The following is a 20046-nucleotide window of genomic DNA, read 5'->3' on the forward strand; positions in this document are numbered from 1 at the left end:
CAGGCTTTTGTACAATCGTCATGCGAATATTAATAGAATCTTTTCTTGAAGGATGTGGAAATGAATACGTGGATTTTGCCGTCTTCCATCCCTATGTGCTGTATGCCACCAGATACCCCTTTTCCAAAGGTCAAAGCAATAACAACCGCCACTGTTATTCGTCATCCCTTTATCTCATTACCGAGGGTCGGGGCATCGTTCGCACCCGTGGGCGAACGCACATCACCGACCCAGGTTCCCTTGTGTACATACCGGCAGGTCAGCCGCATGATTGGATAGCGGACAGCCGGGATCCCATGGTCCATGTGTGCTGTTATTTCGACTGGGCCCATGTGGACCGCAGGCATTTGGCCGATCACCCCAGCGTAATCTGTTATGACATGGCCCAACTGAATCCTTCCTATGTAGGTCCTGCTTTTCCTTACGCCCTACCCGAGTTCATGAGAGTAGAGAAAGTCAGCCTATGGAGCGATTGGTTTGAAAAATTCTACACCGGGAACCAGTATGAGAATGAGCATACCTATATGCGCAGCGTGAAGACGCAGAGCCAATTCCTGCAATTCATTGAATACTTCCTTGCCTTCGCCCTGCAGGACGAGGCGATACCCGATCACAGAATGTACAAGCTGCTGCAGCGTTTGGATCAGGATATCCTTCACGGCAAACTGCGGCCATTGGAAGCATATTATGAGGAGCTCCGGATCAGCAGAGGTTATTTCTTCGAATTGTTCAAGCGTTCGACGGGGCTGCCGCCGACGCAGTATATTAACCAGTTTCGCATCCATCGGGCCAAGGAGGATCTGCGCAATACGGACATCAGCATTACCGAGATCGCCGAGAAGTTCGGCTTCTCATCCATCCATTATTTTTCGAAGCTGTTCCGTCAACTTAACGGACTGTCGCCCCTGGAGTATCGGAAACATCAGATGGAAGCCGACTGACGAACGAACTTCGCCCCAATCCGATGTATACCTCGATGCGTAACATCGCTTATAATGTACGATAATCAGGAATGGCACACGCTCAGAATTAGGCGAAGGACCTAAACAGGAGAGGTTGGAATATAATGCGCTTTTTATCGAACCTCGGCTCCTTTATCAACGCATGGCGGGATTACCCGGCTGAAGAGAATACGGTGCTGGGGAGTCGCTACACCGTCCAAGAAATGATTGGCGAAGGAAGTTACGGCATCATCTATCAATGTCGGGATCAACAGAGCGGTCATATAGTCGCCGTCAAACAGTCACGGCCAAGCAAAGGCGATTACGCCAAAGAATTGCTGAATCGGGAAGCCGTGATATTAAGCACCCTTCAGCATCCGCAAATTCCGGCATATCGGGATTTTTTCACGGACAGCCGCCATTCGTATCTGGTCATGTCTTATATGGACGGGGATACGCTGGAGGATTTAATATTCGAACATGGCATGAAATACGGGGAAGCCGAATGTCTCCATATCGCGCTGCAGCTTCTGGAGCTGGTCCGTTACCTGCACGAACAAGGCTATGTTCATCTCGACCTGCGGATTCCCAATGTACTGTTTAAGGATGGCCGTATCCATCTCATCGATTTTGGGCTGGCACGAAGGATCGGTGAACCTCCTCCTCTCCGGCAGCCTGTCCGAAAGAAGTTCCGGCGCGGCGGCACGAGCTCCTCTGTTCAATATAAAGAGTCGAAAGAAATCGAGGATCTCCGCGACATCGGTCACTTTATGTTGTTCATGCTCTATTCTGCCTATGATCCGGACGACGACCCGAGCGCAATCGGGGATCGAAGCTGGCAGGAAGAACTGCAGCTCTCGGATGAACTCCGGGATATGATCAAACGCTTGCTGCAGTTGAGCAGACCTTACTCCGGTTCCTTGCAATTCATGAATGAGCTCCAGACGCTCGCGAATGCAAAAAAACCGCCCCTCTGATAAGACGGGCAGCGTTTTATTTGATTCCGGGGTTTCATTTATGTTACGATCCGATTAAATGATATGGAATGATTCCGAACAAGAAAGGAGGAAATTCCACATGTTACGAAAAATCATGAACAAATTTCTCCACTCGACGTCCCACAGTCATGGCCGCAAGCGTTACAGCAGTTCCGCGAAGAATTACGGAAGAAAATACAGCAGCAGTCACGGGTATTCTCGCCGCAAAGGATCGTCTTCCGATTACAAACGCAGGCACGGCAACCAAGGTCATGGCTATTTTAAAAACAGAAGAGGCAGCTCAAGCTAATCATTCAACATCATATAGCACACTACCTCCTTCAACGTGGTTGCATGTTGAGGGATTTTTTTATCGTTTCACCGAATCGTGAAGTTGACGCCGTAATAGGACAATGCCAATTTACCGGCCACTCTCTGGGAAGAAGCATTATCCCATGAGGTACTGTACAGGGGCAATGCTCCCATTTTCCGCACCTCGATTGCCCAACCGGCAGCAACGGCGGCCGCATAACCTCTCCCTCGAAATTCGGCTAACGTCTCCAGTCCGGCTTCGTGCGCTTCCGCAGAAACGCGAACACTCCGGCAGACCGACACCACCCTCTGATCTTGAATGATCGCGACACAAGGCTGGGCGTAGTCGATTTCCGCGTTCAGCCATTCCAAACCGGCGAGCGAATACTCGGTTATATTGTCTCCGGTGATCGATACCGCCTGCATGTTCGGCGATGACGTTGTGATGTCAAGAATCCGATAACAAGGTCCGCTCGTATATTGATCAGCAGCCAGCAGATTCATGTAGTCATCGAAGTGCTTGGGTCTCGTTTGAAAATCTTCGTTAAGAGACGGTTCATTTTCAACCAGCGCCGTCAGTTGCTCGGCAAGTTTGTCCTGAATATCATAACGAAGCCGGCAAACGGCTGAACCGTCGATCGTTCGACCCAAGAAAAATCGGGGAGCCGGCTCCTCTCCCGGCCAAGGCTCGTTAATGGTTCGCATCCGACTATCCAGGTCATGCGTAAACATAACCCGTGCGTGCATCTCCATCAAATCCTTAGCGGTTGGCTCATGTCCTATCCGCTGGTTCATGCTTTCACCCCCATAAGAATTTCAACCATAGTTTCGCCTCATCCATCTCCATCGTAGCAGATTTTTCGAACAACGGGTTGGGCACAAATGAATATAAACGATAAATAAAAAGACCCTGTCTCCCTTTGTATCAGGGAAACAAGGCCAACATGGGATCGTGCCTATCTAGGATCATGCCTTCCTGCCAAGGGAGTTCCGCTGCAATCGCGGTATCAAAGCGTACGCAAACGTGAAAAGCGGGCTCAGCCAAAGGAAAGTTGCATAAGGTGCGTACTCGATGACCGGTACTCCAAGGGTCGTGGCAAAAAAAGCACCGCTGACGCCCCATGGAATTAAAGGGTTAACCAGCGTTCCACAATCCTCCAATGTGCGTGACAGCGTCTTGGCCGGTATGTTTCGGCGAGTATATTCCTCCTTGAACATTTGACCGGGCAAAAGGATCGATAAATACTGCTCGCCCGTCATGCCGTTAACCGCGATGGAAGATGCACCCGTCATCACGACCACACTGCTGCTGCGCTTCAGCGGCTGCATGACTTTACGGAAGAAGGCTTCGATGACGCCGCAATGCTGAAGCAGCCCTCCCAAGGATAATGCAATCAAGATCAGCGATACGGACCACATCATGGATTGCAATCCGCCGCGGTTGACTATGGAAGCAACGGTTTCGTTGGCAATCGTGCTCTTGTAGCCGCTCTGCATCACGCTGAACCAGACATCGACGGCTGTCTGCTGCTGAACGAAGGCCGTCACGATCAGTCCGGTTACAATGCCTGCGATGAGTGTCGGCAGGATCGGCATGCGCTTGACGGAACAGGCGATAACGGCAAGCGGCGACATCAACGTCAGCCAATGAATATGGAATCCGTCATGAAGCGCCGCCTTGATTAGATTTATCGAGGACAAATCCAGGGCGCTACTTGTGGGCGCAAGCAGGAAAAAGACCGTTGTCACCACAAGGGCCGGCACTGTCGTGTAGATCATATTGCCGATATGGGTGAATAAGGATATGCCGGCGACCGCGGGAGCAAAGTTCGTGGTGTCGGAGAGCGGCGACATTTTATCACCGAAGCAAGCGCCGCAGATCACCGCTCCGGCAGCCAGCGTCGGAGAAATTCCTGTCGTTACCGCGATTCCCATAAAGGCAACCCCAACCGTACTGACTGTCGTGAAGGAGCTTCCGGTGAACATCGAGACCACTATGGTCACATATAATGCGCTCACGGCAAAATAATGCGGTTCGATATAATCCATGCCATAGTATAAAATAGTCGGTACCGTGCCGCTCATCATCCATACCGCAATCAAAATGCCGATGAGCGAAAGAATGAGAATCGGCATAATCGCCGTTTGAATTCCTTGAATGATGGCGGATTCGAGCTGCTTCCAGGAAAACCCGAACAAACGCAGCAAGGCCGCCGTACCGACGGTGGTTGCCAAGAGCGGAAGATGCGGTTCTGCTTTCAGCAAAAAGATGGAGACAAACAGCAGCGCCAGAATAAACGCGATAAGAATGATGCTTTTTGAGAAACTGAGATGTCGTTCCATGATGCTAAGACTCCTTATCCATTGTCGTGGCGAGAGAAACCTCCCGTCCATTGATGATGAATGTTTGACTTTTTTGCTTTTATGCTTTTCGGCTTTTTGGCTTCTTTGCATTGAAGCGCAGAGTAACACTATAAACGATAAGGACGGACGCCGTCAATGTAGGAATCATGAACAATCACCAAAAAAAAGACGACTGCTTGCTGCAGTCGTCTTTTATCATATATAGGATGTATCGTTATTTCGCTTGAATGTAACCTTCCGCTTTCAACAGTTCCGCAATCAGAACGGCTCCGCCGGCTGCACCGCGCAGCGTATTATGCGAGAGGCCCACGAATTTATAATCGTAGAGGGAATCCTCGCGCAATCTGCCAACCGAAACGCCCATTCCGCGCTCAATGTCGCGATCCAGCTTCGTCTGCGGCCGGTTCTCTTCTTCGAAATACGTAATGAATTGCTTAGGCGCACTAGGGAGTTCCAACTCTTGCGGTCTGCCTTTAAACTGCTGCCAGCGTTCCAGGATTTCCTCCTTCGACGGCTTGTTCTCGAACGAAGCAAACACGGTAGCTAAATGGCCATCGGTTACGGGAACGCGTATGCATTGCGTCGTAATCAATGGGGATTCAGCTTTCACGATCTCCCCGTTCACAACGCTGCCCCAGATGCGAAGCGGCTCCTGCTCGCTCTTCTCTTCCTCGCCGCCGATATACGGAATCACGTTGTCCAGCATATCCGGCCAATCGGTGAAGTTCTTGCCGGCCCCGGATATTGCCTGGTAAGTGGAGGCAACGACATTCGTAGGTTTGAAATCAAGCAAAGCGTGCAGCGCCGGCACATAACTTTGAATGGAACAATTCGGCTTCACCGCAATGAACCCGGTTGTTGTTCCCAGACGTTTGCGCTGTGCGGCAATCACGTCGATATGACCCGGATTGATTTCCGGAATGACCATCGGAACGTCAGGCGTCCAGCGATGGGCGGAGTTGTTGGAGATGACGGGCGTGCCCGTTTTGGCATAGGCCTCTTCCAATGCCTGAATCTCGTTCTTCTTCATGTCGACCGCGCAGAATACGAAGTCAACCTCTGCGGCAACCTGTTCCACCTGCGATGCATCCTGAACGACAATGCCTTTCACCTGCTCGGGGATCGGCGTAGCCAGCTTCCAGCGGCCCTGTACCGATTCTTCATACGTTTTGCCGGCCGAATTGCGGCTGGCTGCAATGGTGGTCACTTCGAACCATGGATGCCCATCCAGCAATTGCATAAAACGTTGACCCACCATTCCTGTTCCACCGACTATACCTACTCTAAGTTTTTGTGACATTCGCTACTCATATCCTTTCAATAATGGCGTCATGTTCCCATACATCGATGTACCGTACGGACAAAAGCATGCAATAAATAAGCTACTACTAGATAATTATTCAATCCGGCAAGATCCGTGTAGGTTTCCCGCCTTGTACCATCGTATTTCTTTAGATATAAGAAAAGTTTACTTTCTCAGAAGACGGACCGCTTATATCAGAACGGTTACTTACGATATAAGAACGGCAAGCCACTGATGTCTAACCTTTTTGATCACTTAACAAAAAAATCCCACCCCCAAGACCGTAAGTCTCAGGGACGAGATTGTTATACTCGCGGTACCACCCCAAATTTGCCAATATGTCACCATATTCGCCTCATCGAGTACGGCATTACACTGGAATGCAGATACTCTAGCTCTGTAACAGGAGCTCCTGGCACACCATCCCCCTCCGTTGAGAGTTCCTTGTGCTGCTCAGAGTCTTTTTTCAATAAAGAACGCTTCGCCCCTTTTCAGCTGCCGGAGCTCTCTGTACAAGAATTCGTTTATTTACTCGTCTCGTCATCGCATTTGTTATGATTATTATATATAAAACCATTTCGTCGGTAAACCATATTTATAAAATTTTCACGAGAATGATCAAGATGGTTAAGACCTGTTCCTGTCGTGACACCTACTCGGCATAACCGATTTCCCCGTTAATGACCGTCATTCTAACCTTCGTCTCCAGCAACTCGTCCGGATCCATCCCATCATGCAAGCAGCGATCCACCACCGTGAAATCGGCATATTTGCCCAATTCCAGTGTTCCTCGTTGATCTGCTTCTCCTGCTGCCCCAGCGCTGCCGAGCGTAAACAGCCCAATCGCTTCCGTCAGGCTGAGCTTCTCCTTAGGCAAATAGCCTGCGTGATGCTCCTCCGGCTTGCGTCTGGTAATGGCAGCATGAATCCCGAGCAGCGGATTCAGCGGCTCTATGGGAGCGTCGCTGCCGCCGGAACAAGGCAGCCCCGAACGCAGCCACTTCTTCCATGCATACAAACAGCTTGTCCGATCAGGACCTACGCGCTCCAGCACCCATGGAAAATCGCTGGGCACAAACCGAGGCTGCAGGTCCACGGCCAGCTTCAGCTTGCTCATTCGCTTAACCGTATCGGGATGTACAATTTGGGCATGAATGAAGCGGTCGGGAAGCTTCGCAGCTCTGCTAAGCGGAAGGATTTCAAGCACATCCGTCATCATCTCTGCCGCGCCGTCACCGATCGCATGAAAAGCAACGGGATAACCCAGCCTGCGCGCCCTGCCAACAATCTCCCTTAGCTCCTCTGGCGAATGCATGGCCAGTCCGCGGGTATGCGGCGCATCATGGTAAGGCTCCTTGAGCAGCGCCGTTCTTCCTCCAACCGCCCCGTCCGCGAACAATTTAACCGCTCCGATGCGATTCCATTCGTTCCCGCTGCCTGCCTTGACGCCGAGCTCCTCCATTTCATCAAGAAAGCCATGGAACATCAGCTGATGGGTACGGAAGCGCAGTCCCTCCTCGCGCAGTTCACGATGGATCCGCAGCATCGCTTCCACGCTGCCCAGCAGGCGGAGGTCTTCCGTATGCGCTGCCGTCAGGCCGAGCCGAAGGGCATCACGGCATGCCTGAAGCATCGCAGCTTTCAGCTTGGACGGGTCAGGCTCCGGCTGGACCATGGTAAAAGGCACCGAAGCATTCTCGTAAATGCAGCCGTTCAACCGGCCATCGGCATCCCGGCCGAAAGCGCCGGACTCCGGATCGGGCGTGTCTGCAGTGATCCCCGCTCTTCGAAACGCTTCCGAATTACCGAGGAAAGCATGGAAACAGGTTCTCGTCAGATATACAGGATGCTCCGTAGTGATGTCGTCAAGCTCCATCATATTCGGGATTACCGGGTCCGGAAAATGGTTCTCGTTCCAATTCAGCCCCATGATCCACTCCCCAGGCGGCGTTACCGCAGCCCGAGCTCGCAGCATAGCCAGCATCTCGTCTTTCGAAGCCGCCTCGGTGAAGTCCAGCATGCCCAGCTTGAGTCCGTGCATGCCGAGATGCATATGGGCATCCACCAGGCCTGGCAGCACGAAAGCCCCCTCCCAATCCACCGTTCGATAATCCCGTCCCGATAACTGCAGACGCAACTCGGCCGCACTTCCCATGGCACGAATGATGCCGTCTTCTACATATATCGAATCCGCAGTCGTTGCAGCGTGCGGTGAATAAAGAAGACCGTTTGTAAAAAGGACAGGTTCCATGTGTCTGATTCCTCCGGATTTTTCCCATTATTATACCAGACATGCCTTCAGCTCGTCAGCCGGCGCAGCCCCAAGGCAACCCTCCCCAAAATGAAACAGGCGGTCCCAAACGGGACTGCCTGTCCAAGCTTAATTGATTTTGGTGAAAGCCCACTTCTGCGCATCCGTGCCATTGTCCGTCCATTGCTGAACGGCAGCCCCGTCCGCGGTGGAGGCACTGGCTACATCGACTGCAAGCCCGCTCGCTTTGGACACAAGTTTATAATAACCGCCTCCAACATCAATGATCCTCCATCGCTGTGCATCCGTACCATTATCATTCCATTGCTGCAGCTGAACGCCGGCGGAAGTGGACGAATTCGGCACATCGAGAACTTTGCCGCTATGCACGGCCGTGAGTTTGTAGTATCCGTCTCCCGTGCTTTCCACCCGGAACCTTTGGTTATTGGCGACGTAGTTGGTCCACTGCTGGATTTTGGCGCCGCTGGCCGTGGACACATCCACGACATCCATCACTTTGCCGCTCGCCTTGGAAGCGATCGTATAAATCCCGTCGCTGATGACATTCGATGCACCCGTGTCTTGGTACACGCGTACGTAATCCACCAGCATCTGCGATGGGAACGGCGTGGAATTGTTCGGACTACCCGGCCAATTTCCGCCAACCGCCAAGTTCAGCAATAAGAAGAACGGACGCTGGAATTCCTCGGTATTGCCCGTTCCGTTCTCAATATAAAATTCATTGAACTGCTGACCGTCCACAAACCAGCGGATGTATTTAGAATCCCACTCAATGCTGTAGACATGGAACTGGGAAAAATCCAGATTGCCGGATACCCGACCGAATTCGGCGTGACCTCCTGCATCCCAGTGAACGGTACCGTTCACGTATGGATTCAGATTTACCCGTTCCATAATGTCGATCTCTCCGCTCTTCGGCCAGCCGACCGTGCTGATGTTGCTTCCGAGCATCCAAAACGCCGGCCACAAACCTTGGCCCGACGGCAGCTTGATTCGAGCCTCCACTTTCCCGTAAGTAAAGCTCTTCAAATCCTGGGTTTTGATCCGGGCAGAGGTGTAATTCATCCCGCCATAGGATTCCTTCTGCGCCGTAATGACAAGGTTACCGCCGGAGACCTGCAGGTTCTGTGCGCGATCGGTATAATACTGCAGCTCATTGTTTCCCCATCCGCCGCTGCCGGTACCGATTTCCGGCGTCCAATTGGATCTGTTGAGCGAGGTCCCGTTAAACTCGTCACTCCATACCAAATTCCAGTTCGGCGCCGCATTGGTTTTGTTCACAGGCAATAGAACGACCAGAAGACTAAACAGCAGAACTACACATATTCCTTTTCTTAGCATCATGTTCCCTCCTATTTTCATCGGATTCAGGTTTCATGGATACCTAGTGTGCCAGCATCGTGCGGACCGTCTACTGAAGCTTCGTATCACCTCTCTTTCTCGTTCTCTCGTCTTGCCTTAAACCAATCTATGATGGAAGATTCACTTGTTGTTCTCCTATAAAACACCGTAAATAATGCGCTTACATTTCCATTATATTCCTGTAGTATGCCACTATCAACCTAAATTTATATTATTTTACATTCGTATTTTATTTCTTTCATTAAATTCCTTACGCTTCTCTCCATATCAAAAAGCCGGCTGCTAGAGCCGGCTTCTGTCACTTCCCTATTTCCTCGTACAAATTCTAACTTATTCACGACATATCATGAGTTTATTCCCATCGGGATCCTTCACGACGAACCAATGGTTGTGCTCGATTTCCGTCACGAGTTCCACGCCGAGCTTCTTCATATATTCCAAAGAACCTTCCAGGTCCTCTGTCATCAGCATGAAGGCGGGAGTATCGATAGACGGTGCTCCCTCGGGCTGATCTCCTCCCCACTTCGGCATCGTATCCAGAATCACGCCCGTACCTTCCATGGGCAAAGGACATAAATGTCCGTTCATAATCTGGCAATCAGCCTCTGGGATGCCCAGCACGCGGCAGTACCAGCTGCGCGACGCTTCGATATTCCGTACCGGAATGAATATGCTGCCCACCTTGTTCTTAATGGGGCTTGCCTGTGTATGGTTGTCCGTATTCTGTATGGATTCGTTCATGGTTTTTCCTCCCTGGATCATCTTTAGCACGCGTGGTGCCTTAAACGGTCGATACCCTTCCGGCAGCTCTTTTCCGACAGGCCATCTGCTCATGAGCTCCCTCCATTCTTATGTCTGCTGCTTGATTTTAACCGGAACATAACACTTCGCTTGGATCATTCCATCATCTGACGCTCCCTCCAGTTCGTAACTGGCATACCACAGGCGCTCTGGATCCGGCGTAAACTCGCTTGAAGCATCGAGCCATCGATAAATTCGATGAAGTACGCCTGTCATCGCGCCATAAGCACCTGATTCCAGGCAGGCATAGGTACCGCCTTCCAACTCAACCTGCACGTCCTTATCTTCAAGGGTTGGAAGGAACTCCTCCGGCGGAACTATATAAATCTCGTAGGCGGAGCTTTGCTTCAGCAGAGCGTCGTCACAGCGCATGAATACGCGAATACGCGAGTCGCCCCTAAACCCGTTACGCGATAACCAGGCAATCGAAGCTTCATCCGCTTGTTCCACGCAGTCCGGCCCCTTTCTGCGAAAGGCTATCGCCTTAAGCGTGGACAACTCCACAATTTCGATCTTTCCCATCAACTTGCTTCGTTCCACGGGAAGGTAAAGCTTCATGCGAACGATTTGATTCTTGTTCAGTACATATTCTTCCATGAAATGATGCTTTCCTTGCTCAAACACGCTGCTGGGCAGCCATTCGGAGAACAAACGGTTCCATGTGTTCTGAATGCAGTCTTCCGCCACTGATGGCGTTCGGACCACTGCATACAGCCCGCCATCAAGAACGATGGCTTGCAGTTCCGGATGATTCATCATCCGGGCCCGCTCCTTCACGTCAACAGCGAGCAATTGATATCCGAACGGCTTGATTTCATCCTCCAGATCCACGTTCCAACCGAAGAGCCTCAGCTCATGGATATCGATATGGTGAGAAGACATAAGCGTCCGGAAATGATCGATCGCCGCGGTTTCTATCCCTTTCTCATGCTCTGCAGCAAACAGGCAACCAATCCCTTTCCGGGGAAGCAAACGGGTAACCCTTACTTCAGGAAAGCGTTCAGAAGCATCCCGCTCTCCCATGAATGTTGTCCGTTCATTCAGGTTCATCCGTTCAAAACTGTAGACCAGCCGAGCTTTCCGGTATGCTCCTGGAGTTAGTCCTGTGCACCTTTTAAAGGATTTCATGAATGCCGGGTAGGACTCAAATCCACAGCGGTACCCGATATCGATGGTCGGCAGGTCGGTATTGCGCAAACAGCTGGCGGCTTCGCTGATCCTGCGTTTTCGTATGTACTCCTTGACGGGGTGTCCCGTTATACTGTGAAACAATCGGTAGAGATTCGGCAATGACATGGCTGCCACGCCGGCAATTTCCTCGAGTGCCAGCGGTTCCGTGAGATGATCTTCGACAAAATCAATGGCGCGTTGAACGATTTCACCGGTCTGCATTTCTTGTCCTTTCTCTCACTTATGATTGTAGCTTCCTATGAAGACATCATACCAAATTTCAGCGAAGGCGAACTGTACTTTTTTATCAAAAACTCGATCTCGTCATGGCAAAATCAAAAAAGCAGCCTCTTCATTGACAGCAAGAGAACTGCTTTCCATTCAAATTGTTAACTTGGTCGGTTTGCTTGGAGATGCTGCTCCCGTAGATCGCCATAAGTGCGACGGGGCCCTTTTTCCAGTGAATGTTTAGCCCCATGAGAAGAAAGTGAAGATTGCCTTTTTTAACTCGAGAAAGAGCCCATCCTTCATCCATCAACCTGTGACTCTCGGCTTCGTCGGATCGCAGTTCGGGCTCTGTACTTCGCCCAGAGCAGCCAGCTTGGACAGATAGTAGCATTCTTCCCGATACATATGATCCGGCATCAGCGGGTTGATCCGGTCCAGCACCTCCCCGCGCAGCTCAAGCTCCTCGAGTTCCGACAGAAAGTGCATGAACACTCTCATTTCCAGGTTTACATCGGCATGAAATTTGCGCAGGGCGGGAAAATCCTTCAGGCGGGTCCGCAGGTACCCTGTCATTTCAACAGCCTTCAGATAAAACCCTTCGAAATCTTTCTGGAACGCCATGCTTTTGGCAATCAACGGCTTCTCGGCAAAATCCAGATCGGCGGCCAGACTTGCCGCATGACCAAAGGCATCCTGCAGCCAGACCATATCATAATGCAAAGGATGGAACAGCGGCACTCCCTTCCCCTCTTGCAAGGCCTGCAAAATTCGCAGGTATTCCTCCAATTCATTTACCATGTGGTTGATAAAGGACGGGGTCAGGAGAAAATCTATGGTGCCTGCAAGCTGCCGTTCTAATAAATTCAGCTTGAATTCGCGCAATTCTTGCGAAGCACGAAGGGCTTCTTCGTTCAGTTTAGCGATGAATGTAGATGCATCCGGTCGCCGAGATTCACTGAGAAGCCTATCAAATCTGGTCATTAAGGATTCTGCGGTAGCGATGTCCGCCTTTTCCTTAGGCGACAGCGCAGTAAAAATAAAACGGCAATGGTCCCCAAGAATCTGCAGCCAAAACCGGTGCTCATACAATGGATCACTCATTGGGCTTGCCTCCTCTGGCAGCTTTATTCTCAGAAAATATATGCAGCTGCCGTGGGAGTAGAACGATTGACGACTCCAGCCGGAGCAATCGCTTGCCTTCGTTTAGACTACCGACAATCTACGCGTTACGGGACCATCTTAACGTTCACGATTAACCATATAGTTCAATAGATGCTTGAGAAACGCCGTATTGCGCGGCATTTCCTGCAGCGCCTCCATCGCCTGGCAATAATGATCCCACATTTCCCGGCTGGCCCCTTCCTGCCCCAGAATGCTCACGAAGGTCGAGGTGTTGTTCTCCGCATCCTGTCCCCCGGGTTTGCCAAGCTGCTCCACGTTCCCCTGCACATCCAGCAAATCATCCTGAATCTGAAAAGCAATGCCTGCGTGGTAAGCAAATTTCTTCAGGATTGCGATTTCCGTCTCCTTCACCTGAGCCAGAATGGCGGGCATAACCAGCGATGCCTCGAACGCGATCCCCGTTTTGTAGTAACAAACCGTATTCAACTGCTCCAAGGACAAGGCCTTTCCTTTTGAATTCAAATCCATCGCCTGGCCGGAACACATATCTCCCGCTCGCTGGGACGAATACCGTATCAGCTTCAACACCGTTTTCGGGTCAAACCCTTCCAGGGAGGATTGCTCTTCGATCGCTTTCTGTATTAGGAACAAACCGGTAATTTCCGCCGTGGCGCTATCGTGAACCTGATGCAAGGTCGGCCGCCCTCTACGAGTAGAGGCGTTATCCTGGGAAGGCAAATCATCGAATATCAAGGATGCGGTGTGCATGTATTCAAGCGATCTCAGCAGGGGCACGATGGCTGATGCCTGCAGTCCATATTCCTTCACGGCCATTACCCAAGTCAGAATGGGTCTCAGGCGCTTGCCATCCCCTTCGAGCGAATAATTGGCCGCATCGATCAGCGACTCTTTCATCGGCGGTATGCCGGGAGTCTTGTCGATTTGCAAATGTTGGTTAATCTCATCTCGAACGGATTTAAACGTATCGATAAAATAATCCTTCTCTTTCCGCTCGTTTCTAAGTACGGTTACCATCTGGTCACGCAGCAATTTATCAAGGAAATCCACCTGATCGGCTTTGGAAACCATGTGCTGGATAAGACGATTGAATTCCGGGTTCCCGGAAGCGAAAATATCCATAATTTCATTGTATTTCTCGGTGCCGAGGCGTTCTTTGCAGCGCTTCAGTCCATTGATGGCCCGGTCGAGCATCACCTCTCGCGTCTTGGCGTCCGAATGGTACACGTTATGAATCAGGTGGGAAATCACCGCCCAGTATAATTCAAAAGGATTGATGAGGTCCTGGCGTTGGCCGCGATATTGTAGATAGTAAGTGTAAGGTGTTACCGCCCCGTCATTCAAGTCTTGAAACATATCGGCAAAATCATCGGCCAACTGGTTGTAGATCCCATAATAGAACGTTCGGTCCTCGAAGCCTTCATCCGCCGCTGCGCTTATTACGGAACGGACAATTAATCGCGAGGAAGAGGATTTCAGGATGATCGGCAGATATAATTCTTCATTGGTATAATCGGGATTCGCAAGGTCCTTGATACGGTCAATATGCTGGGAATGAAAAAACACGTTGGACTGCTCGAAAAAAGTTTGCTGCGTTTCCGGGCGCTGCCGCCCTTGAATATACTCGAATGCATCCCGGAGCTCCTGATGCACGAAATGAACGAGCTCCATGTTTTTACCGCTCCACTGGCCAAGTTCCGGTACTTTCCCGGTAAGCAGGGCCTGCCGTATCATGTGGGAGTACTGTTCCTTCTCCTGGGCGTTCAAGACCCCTGAATCGAGCAGATCGTCTATGAAAGGATAGGTTAATCCGTAGGAATAACCCAGCCGGATCGCATCGTCAAGACGCGCTGAGCGTTCCGCTGGCGATGTTTCGCCATTCAAATCTTCCATAACATGCATGACAACCCCGACGATAATTTTGATTAATTTGCGCTGGGCTTGCTCTGCATCCATCTTGTCCGGGATGTGGGAGGCTACATGCTTCAGTTTGTTGATGACCCAAATCACGGCTGTTTCAATGCCTTCCTTCTGCGCCCAACGGTACAATCCCGCCAGACTCATAAAATCCGGCGTGTCTCCCTCTTTTGCTCCGTTTGAGCGAACCAGAAGTTTTCGGGTATTCGCAACAACGCGTCGTATTCTCTCTTTCGTATCAGGGGAATCCAGCGCCATGCCCAGATCCCTCATATAAATATAGGAAATGCTTCGATCCAAATAATCATCCAATTCGCCTGTATAGTTGAGCCATCCGATGTATCTATGATAATCCCGGTTATACGGCTTTTTCTTCGCCGGCAAAATAGAGGACAGCCATGATTGACGTTGAACATGCTTTCTTTTCCATATGAGAATGTCTTCTGTCAGGATAGGCACATAACTCTTATCCTTTACCTGTACATGGAGCGATGCAAAATACTGAGCAGCCTTCTGCTCAGCCTGCCGATATCCCGTATCGGCGTAATCTGTATATGCCACATTCATATGATGGAATCCCTCAACTTCTTTAAATGTTAAACATGCATCCATGTTTATAACCTTTATACGCAGAAGTTTCAATCGGGTTACATTTCAGTTACAGTTACAGGGAATCATCCATAGACTGAAGCCAACGCCCCATGGCCTCCGACACTTCGTCCAGCTGCTTGGCATCGGTGATGGCGGGTTCATGGTCTCCTTTTTGCATACCGTAAGCTCCGAATTGCCCGTGATTTCCGCCCTCAATCTCTACATAGGTGGTAGCTTCCGGCAGATTCTTTTGGGCAGCCTCCCATTTCGTTCGATCAAGAACGCCGTCCTGCGTACCGGTGATCTGAAGCGCGGACAGGTTTAATCCGTTCAGACTGCCTCCATCGTCAGCGTATGAGGCCATGAAATATACGCCGTCAATGACATCCGCATGTTCCTTGGCATATCTCGCGGCAAAAACGCCGCCTAAGGAATGCCCACCGATAACATATCGGTTGTCTGGATGCTCCGCTATGAAGGAATCTGCCTTGTTCTGTCCGAATATGGCAAGATTCAGCGGCATGGAGGCAACATACACGCGATGCCCTTTCTCCGCCATTCTCTTGGCAAAAGGCGCGTAACTTTCGGGCTCCACCAATCCGCCCGGATAAAAAATAATGTCGGGCTGAATCACTTGCCCATCCACGGGCTCGAAGCGATAGCCGTCTTGGAGACGTTCAACCGCTACCTTCGCGTCGGTTTGAAATACCGCTTTCGCTTCATCCAGCGGCTCGTAAGTAAGTGAATCCAGTATGGCAAGACCTGCGATAATTATGATGGCCAAGATGGACAATATCCAAATGAATGGCCTGATCCATCTTTTGCTCCTCGGTTTATGGGTTTGCTTCATGTCTATCACGGTCCCTTCAATCCAAAATATGATATCATTTCAAATTATACCGCAGGGTTAATTAAATTCCTACGCCTGTTCGGACACCCTTACATCCTTCATAACGAAACCAAGCTGCCGAGTTGATCGGCAGCTTGGTCTATTTCGCAAATTATGAATCTGTTCGCACAAATCGGAACCAGCCAAAATCAAATTGGCTTCCCGGCAGGAAGATGAACGTCACCTTCTGTTTGCCGGCCACGGGCTCCAGATCGAATACCTGCTCTTCATATTCGTAGGCTTGCCTAAATTCGACCAGCCGGTTGCTTTCGCCATCCGGATGCGCAAACCGAATATGAATCATATTTTTATCTAAGGCGGATCTGCCGTACACCACCAGTTTCGATGCACCGTCGGCTAAGAAATCCATCTCGTCAAACTCGAGGGAGACGTTATTTCCTATCCCTTGAACAAACCTGTTGTCCAACACCGTAAAGGTATCCCCGTAAATCCGGTCGCAATCGGCGGCAAAGTTGGGCTCAAAGGCTCGATTCCCCGGTTGAAAATAAAACCCTTTGATGTGCACCTTCTGGCGAAGGACAAAGCAAATCGACGTAATGCCGCGCAGCTTCTTGGACAATCGGTAGGTTTCTTCCTGATACACGTTCCATTTGGACTCCTTCTGATAAATGCAATCAGCCAGCAGGGAGCTGCCATCTTCGCCAGGCATGCCCTCCCAGATTTGCAAAGCGTACGCTTCGCTTGAAAGAGCGAATATCGGAATCGTAATCGTATCGGAGCCATGGGGGCCAAAATCGATGTCCCGGAACCCGACCTGCGTCTCGCCGTCTCTGCTCGTGGCTACGCCTCTTTCGTTTCCGTTCCCGACTTCACCTTGACTGTAATCATATAATCCTGCAGATATGAAGGAGTATGGATCCTTGTATGCTGGACCCAAACCGTCGACCTTAAATTCAAGCTGGGAGATGAGCCGGGTTTTACCTGTCCCGTTCCGGCTCGTACATCTTAATCGAAATTCCCCGTCGCCAAGGGCTGTTACGATGGCAGCATGGCCATTGGCCTCGACGCTCGCAATATTGGATTCGATGCCGGCATCGTTTACGACGGCCCATTCGACTTCCTGATAAGAAGCTGCCAGTGGATGCAATATGGCCCGAACTGTCATTTGTCGATTCGCCGGATCAAAGACCTGACCCTTTTCGCTGATCAGCTCAATCTTACGAAGCGGAATCTCGTCCCTGTTTCCTGTCAGGCATGGTCCCTCCTCATTCCTCATGCTTGCGGATATTCCTTGCGTCACATCATCCTGTACGGGTATGGAAGTCAAATGAAGGGATTGACGCTCCATGCCTGTGGAGGACACCTCGATCCCGATTCCGCCGGGCTCCAACGTCGAACCGATGATCGCCATCAACTTGCCGCTGAACAATCTTCTGCTTAGGCCTTTGTACGGATCGTAATCCGTGCTGTCCCCATTATCGAGACCCAGCAGCCGTCCCGCCCCCGTGACATGGACCTCCACCCGGTTATTGGCATTCTCGACGGAGTGCCCATCCTCATCTTCCATGGTGATCTCAACGAAGATGAGATCTGTTCCATCGGCCCTCAGCTCTTCTTTATCCGGACGCAGGACGATCCGCTTGGCATCGCCAAACGATCGTTTTGCATCCGTGGCTACGATACGGCCTGTTTCGTCATAAGCAATCGCTTTCAATTCGCCTTTGACGTAAGGAATCTTCCACCACCCAACCAGTTCTCTTCCTCGTGCATGGTCAATGTCATGCGTACCCACGGTTTCCCCATTGAGTCGTAATTCTACTTTTGGCGCATTGGAGCAGATGCGAACATCTATCATCTGACCGTCGTTGAAATCCCAATAGGGCAGCAGATGCACCATGGGCTTCGTTTTGCAATCCGTCCAGGCGGCTTGATAGATATAATAGGAGTCCTTCTTGAAGGTTGCCGTATCAATCTGTCCGAAATAGGAGTTTTTAGTATGGTACGGCGTAGGCTCACCAATATAATCGAACCCGGTCCATATGAATTGACCGAGCGAGAAGGGCGTATCCCGTTCAGCCAGAATGCATGCCTCCGCCGATTTCGCTCCCCAACTTGTCGAGCTGTTGCCGAGGGAGGAACATTGCTCGTCATCATCGGCCAGGATGGATTTTTCGAACGGGAAATGGTAGATGCCTCTGCTTTGTACGACGGACGCGGTCTCACTGCCATATATGATCCAATCCGGATGTTCCCGGTGATGGTTCTCGTAATATTTCTCGGCATAGTTATATCCTGCTACCTTGACAATATCGGCACATTGCTGTGCGTTCTCCCAAGGCATATAATTCGATCCGATGGTAACCTTTGCATTTTGCTTAGGATCGTATGTATAAACCTCATCCATCAACATTCTTGTGATGTCCTGCCCCTTCTCATCGGCATGGGTATCATATATCTCATTCCCGATGCTCCACATGATAAGGCTCGGATGGTTGCGGTCCCGTTTGACCCAGCTCTTCACGTCACGCTGAACCCATTCCCGAAAAAACCTGGCATAATCATAAGGCGTCTTCGGCCGCTCCCACATATCGAAGGCTTCCGATACAATCAGCAGCCCCATTTCATCCGCCAGCTCCATCAGTTCCTTAGCCGGCATATTATGGGCGGTGCGAATCGCGTTAACCCCCATTTCCTTCAGAATCTTAAACCTTCTCGCCAATGCGGTTTTGTTAAAGGCTGCTCCCAAAGCGCCGAGATCATGATGCTCGCATACGCCGTTCAATTTGAATTTGCTGCCGTTCAGCAGGAACCCTTGATGAGGATCCAGCCGAATGTGTCGGAATCCCACGCTATGAGTGACGGCTTCCAAGATTGCATACTGCGAAACTGCGGAACGCTTGGTTCCGCTCAGCTTCATTTCGGTCACCAATTGATACAAGTTAGGTTCTTCCGGACTCCAGAGCAGCGGATCCTTGACAGCTAATGTTTGCGTATTTATGATGCTGCCTGCACTGCTGCACGTGTGATTGGCGTCGACCCGGTCAGAAGCCTCGGCGATGATCTGCCCATCCTTCAAAATCACATGCTTGATCAGCACATCATCCACGACCTTCATTTCCGTCTCGACTTCAACCAGCCATCCATCTTCCTGATGCTTAGTCGCTATATAAACGCCGTCCGTGACGATGTGGTTGGATTCCCTTGTCTTTAACCATACATTCCGATAAATGCCTGCCCCGGAGTACCATCGGCTGTTCGGGCTTTGATGCACAACCTTTACGACGATGACATTCTCACCGTCCCGGAGCGCATCCGTGATCTCGTGTTCAAATGAAGAATAGCCATACTTCCATTCGCCCATAGGACGACCATTGACATAGACGGAAGAATCCATGTACACACCGTCAAAACAGAGGAAGACCTGACCGCCGTCATTATTCCGCAACCATTCCTTCCGGTACCAGCCAATGCTGTTCTCGTATAAATCCTCCGTGTTATGTATGAGCCAATCATGAGGAAGATCAACAGGCTGAAATTGTAGATTCTCCGAATCTTCAACGTCCAAACCGCTTTTTGCAAACGTCCATCCATCATTAAACAAAGCTCTTTTATTCATGGGTGATATCACCTTCTTCGTCTATTTATTAATCAATGAGGACCGCATATTCAATCAATCTTACTATATCAGGATGCTTTATCATTTGAGCCTTCCTCAAAAAAGTTCTAAGGTTTTCAAAGGATGATCTTTAATTTTTGTATATTCTTGCACTGAACAAAAAAAAAAGAGCCCTTCGCATGCAGCATGCATCAGAGCCCTT

14 protein-coding genes are annotated in these 20046 nt (G+C 50.5%); 3 read left to right on the forward strand and 11 right to left on the reverse strand.

Annotation, left to right across the window (positions count from 1 at the left end; translation table 11 throughout):
* The first annotated feature begins 68 nt into the window (after nucleotides 1-68).
* The 3 genes from JNUCC32_RS11780 (at nucleotide 69) to JNUCC32_RS11790 (ending at nucleotide 2228) form a co-directional block, all read left to right on the forward strand.
* Nucleotides 69-941, forward strand: a complete 873-nt coding sequence (locus tag JNUCC32_RS11780) for a helix-turn-helix domain-containing protein (protein WP_192572148.1) — start codon at nucleotides 69-71, stop codon at nucleotides 939-941.
* 125 nt (nucleotides 942-1066) lie between these two features.
* Complete coding sequence (locus JNUCC32_RS11785) at nucleotides 1067-1918, forward strand: serine/threonine protein kinase (protein WP_192572149.1); 852 nt, start codon at nucleotides 1067-1069, stop codon at nucleotides 1916-1918.
* A 100-nt stretch (nucleotides 1919-2018) separates the two neighbouring features.
* Nucleotides 2019-2228, forward strand: coding sequence for a hypothetical protein (locus JNUCC32_RS11790; protein WP_192572150.1), 210 nt, complete (start codon nucleotides 2019-2021; stop codon nucleotides 2226-2228).
* 68 nt (nucleotides 2229-2296) lie between these two features.
* Here JNUCC32_RS11790 and aac(2')-IIb read toward each other — a convergent pair whose 3' ends face one another.
* The 11 genes from aac(2')-IIb to JNUCC32_RS11845 form a co-directional block, all read right to left on the reverse strand.
* Entirely contained in the window at nucleotides 2297-3025 is a 729-nt protein-coding gene (gene aac(2')-IIb / locus JNUCC32_RS11795; protein ID WP_096775562.1) for a kasugamycin N-acetyltransferase AAC(2')-IIb, read from the reverse strand.
* A gap of 171 nt (nucleotides 3026-3196) precedes the next feature.
* The gene (nhaC, locus tag JNUCC32_RS11800) at nucleotides 3197-4573 is read right to left on the reverse strand and encodes a Na+/H+ antiporter NhaC (RefSeq protein WP_192572151.1); all 1377 of its coding nucleotides are present in this window, start codon (nucleotides 4571-4573) and stop codon (nucleotides 3197-3199) included.
* A gap of 235 nt (nucleotides 4574-4808) precedes the next feature.
* The gene (gene asd, locus JNUCC32_RS11805) at nucleotides 4809-5894 is read right to left on the reverse strand and encodes an aspartate-semialdehyde dehydrogenase (protein WP_192572152.1); all 1086 of its coding nucleotides are present in this window, start codon (nucleotides 5892-5894) and stop codon (nucleotides 4809-4811) included.
* 655 nt (nucleotides 5895-6549) lie between these two features.
* Nucleotides 6550-8148, reverse strand: a complete 1599-nt coding sequence (locus JNUCC32_RS11810) for an amidohydrolase (RefSeq protein WP_192572153.1) — start codon at nucleotides 8146-8148, stop codon at nucleotides 6550-6552.
* A gap of 129 nt (nucleotides 8149-8277) precedes the next feature.
* The gene (locus tag JNUCC32_RS11815) at nucleotides 8278-9513 is read right to left on the reverse strand and encodes an RICIN domain-containing protein (RefSeq protein WP_374705853.1); all 1236 of its coding nucleotides are present in this window, start codon (nucleotides 9511-9513) and stop codon (nucleotides 8278-8280) included.
* 348 nt (nucleotides 9514-9861) lie between these two features.
* Entirely contained in the window at nucleotides 9862-10365 is a 504-nt protein-coding gene (locus tag JNUCC32_RS11820) for a VOC family protein (RefSeq protein WP_228468942.1), read from the reverse strand.
* A gap of 15 nt (nucleotides 10366-10380) precedes the next feature.
* Nucleotides 10381-11724, reverse strand: coding sequence for a helix-turn-helix domain-containing protein (locus JNUCC32_RS11825; protein WP_192572154.1), 1344 nt, complete (start codon nucleotides 11722-11724; stop codon nucleotides 10381-10383).
* A 312-nt stretch (nucleotides 11725-12036) separates the two neighbouring features.
* Nucleotides 12037-12831, reverse strand: coding sequence for a DUF2935 domain-containing protein (locus tag JNUCC32_RS11830; protein ID WP_192572155.1), 795 nt, complete (start codon nucleotides 12829-12831; stop codon nucleotides 12037-12039).
* 138 nt (nucleotides 12832-12969) lie between these two features.
* The gene (locus JNUCC32_RS11835) at nucleotides 12970-15354 is read right to left on the reverse strand and encodes a polyprenyl synthetase family protein (protein ID WP_192572156.1); all 2385 of its coding nucleotides are present in this window, start codon (nucleotides 15352-15354) and stop codon (nucleotides 12970-12972) included.
* Nucleotides 15355-15451: 97 nt separating this feature from the next.
* The gene (locus JNUCC32_RS11840; RefSeq protein ID WP_192572157.1) at nucleotides 15452-16228 is read right to left on the reverse strand and encodes an alpha/beta hydrolase; all 777 of its coding nucleotides are present in this window, start codon (nucleotides 16226-16228) and stop codon (nucleotides 15452-15454) included.
* Nucleotides 16229-16379: 151 nt separating this feature from the next.
* Nucleotides 16380-19844, reverse strand: coding sequence for a glycoside hydrolase family 2 TIM barrel-domain containing protein (locus JNUCC32_RS11845; protein ID WP_192572158.1), 3465 nt, complete (start codon nucleotides 19842-19844; stop codon nucleotides 16380-16382).
* Nucleotides 19845-20046 lie beyond the last annotated feature (202 nt).

The organism is Paenibacillus sp. JNUCC32 (genome assembly GCF_014863545.1).
In the GTDB taxonomy this organism is placed as follows: Bacteria; Bacillota; Bacilli; order Paenibacillales; family Paenibacillaceae; genus Paenibacillus_AQ; species Paenibacillus_AQ lautus_A.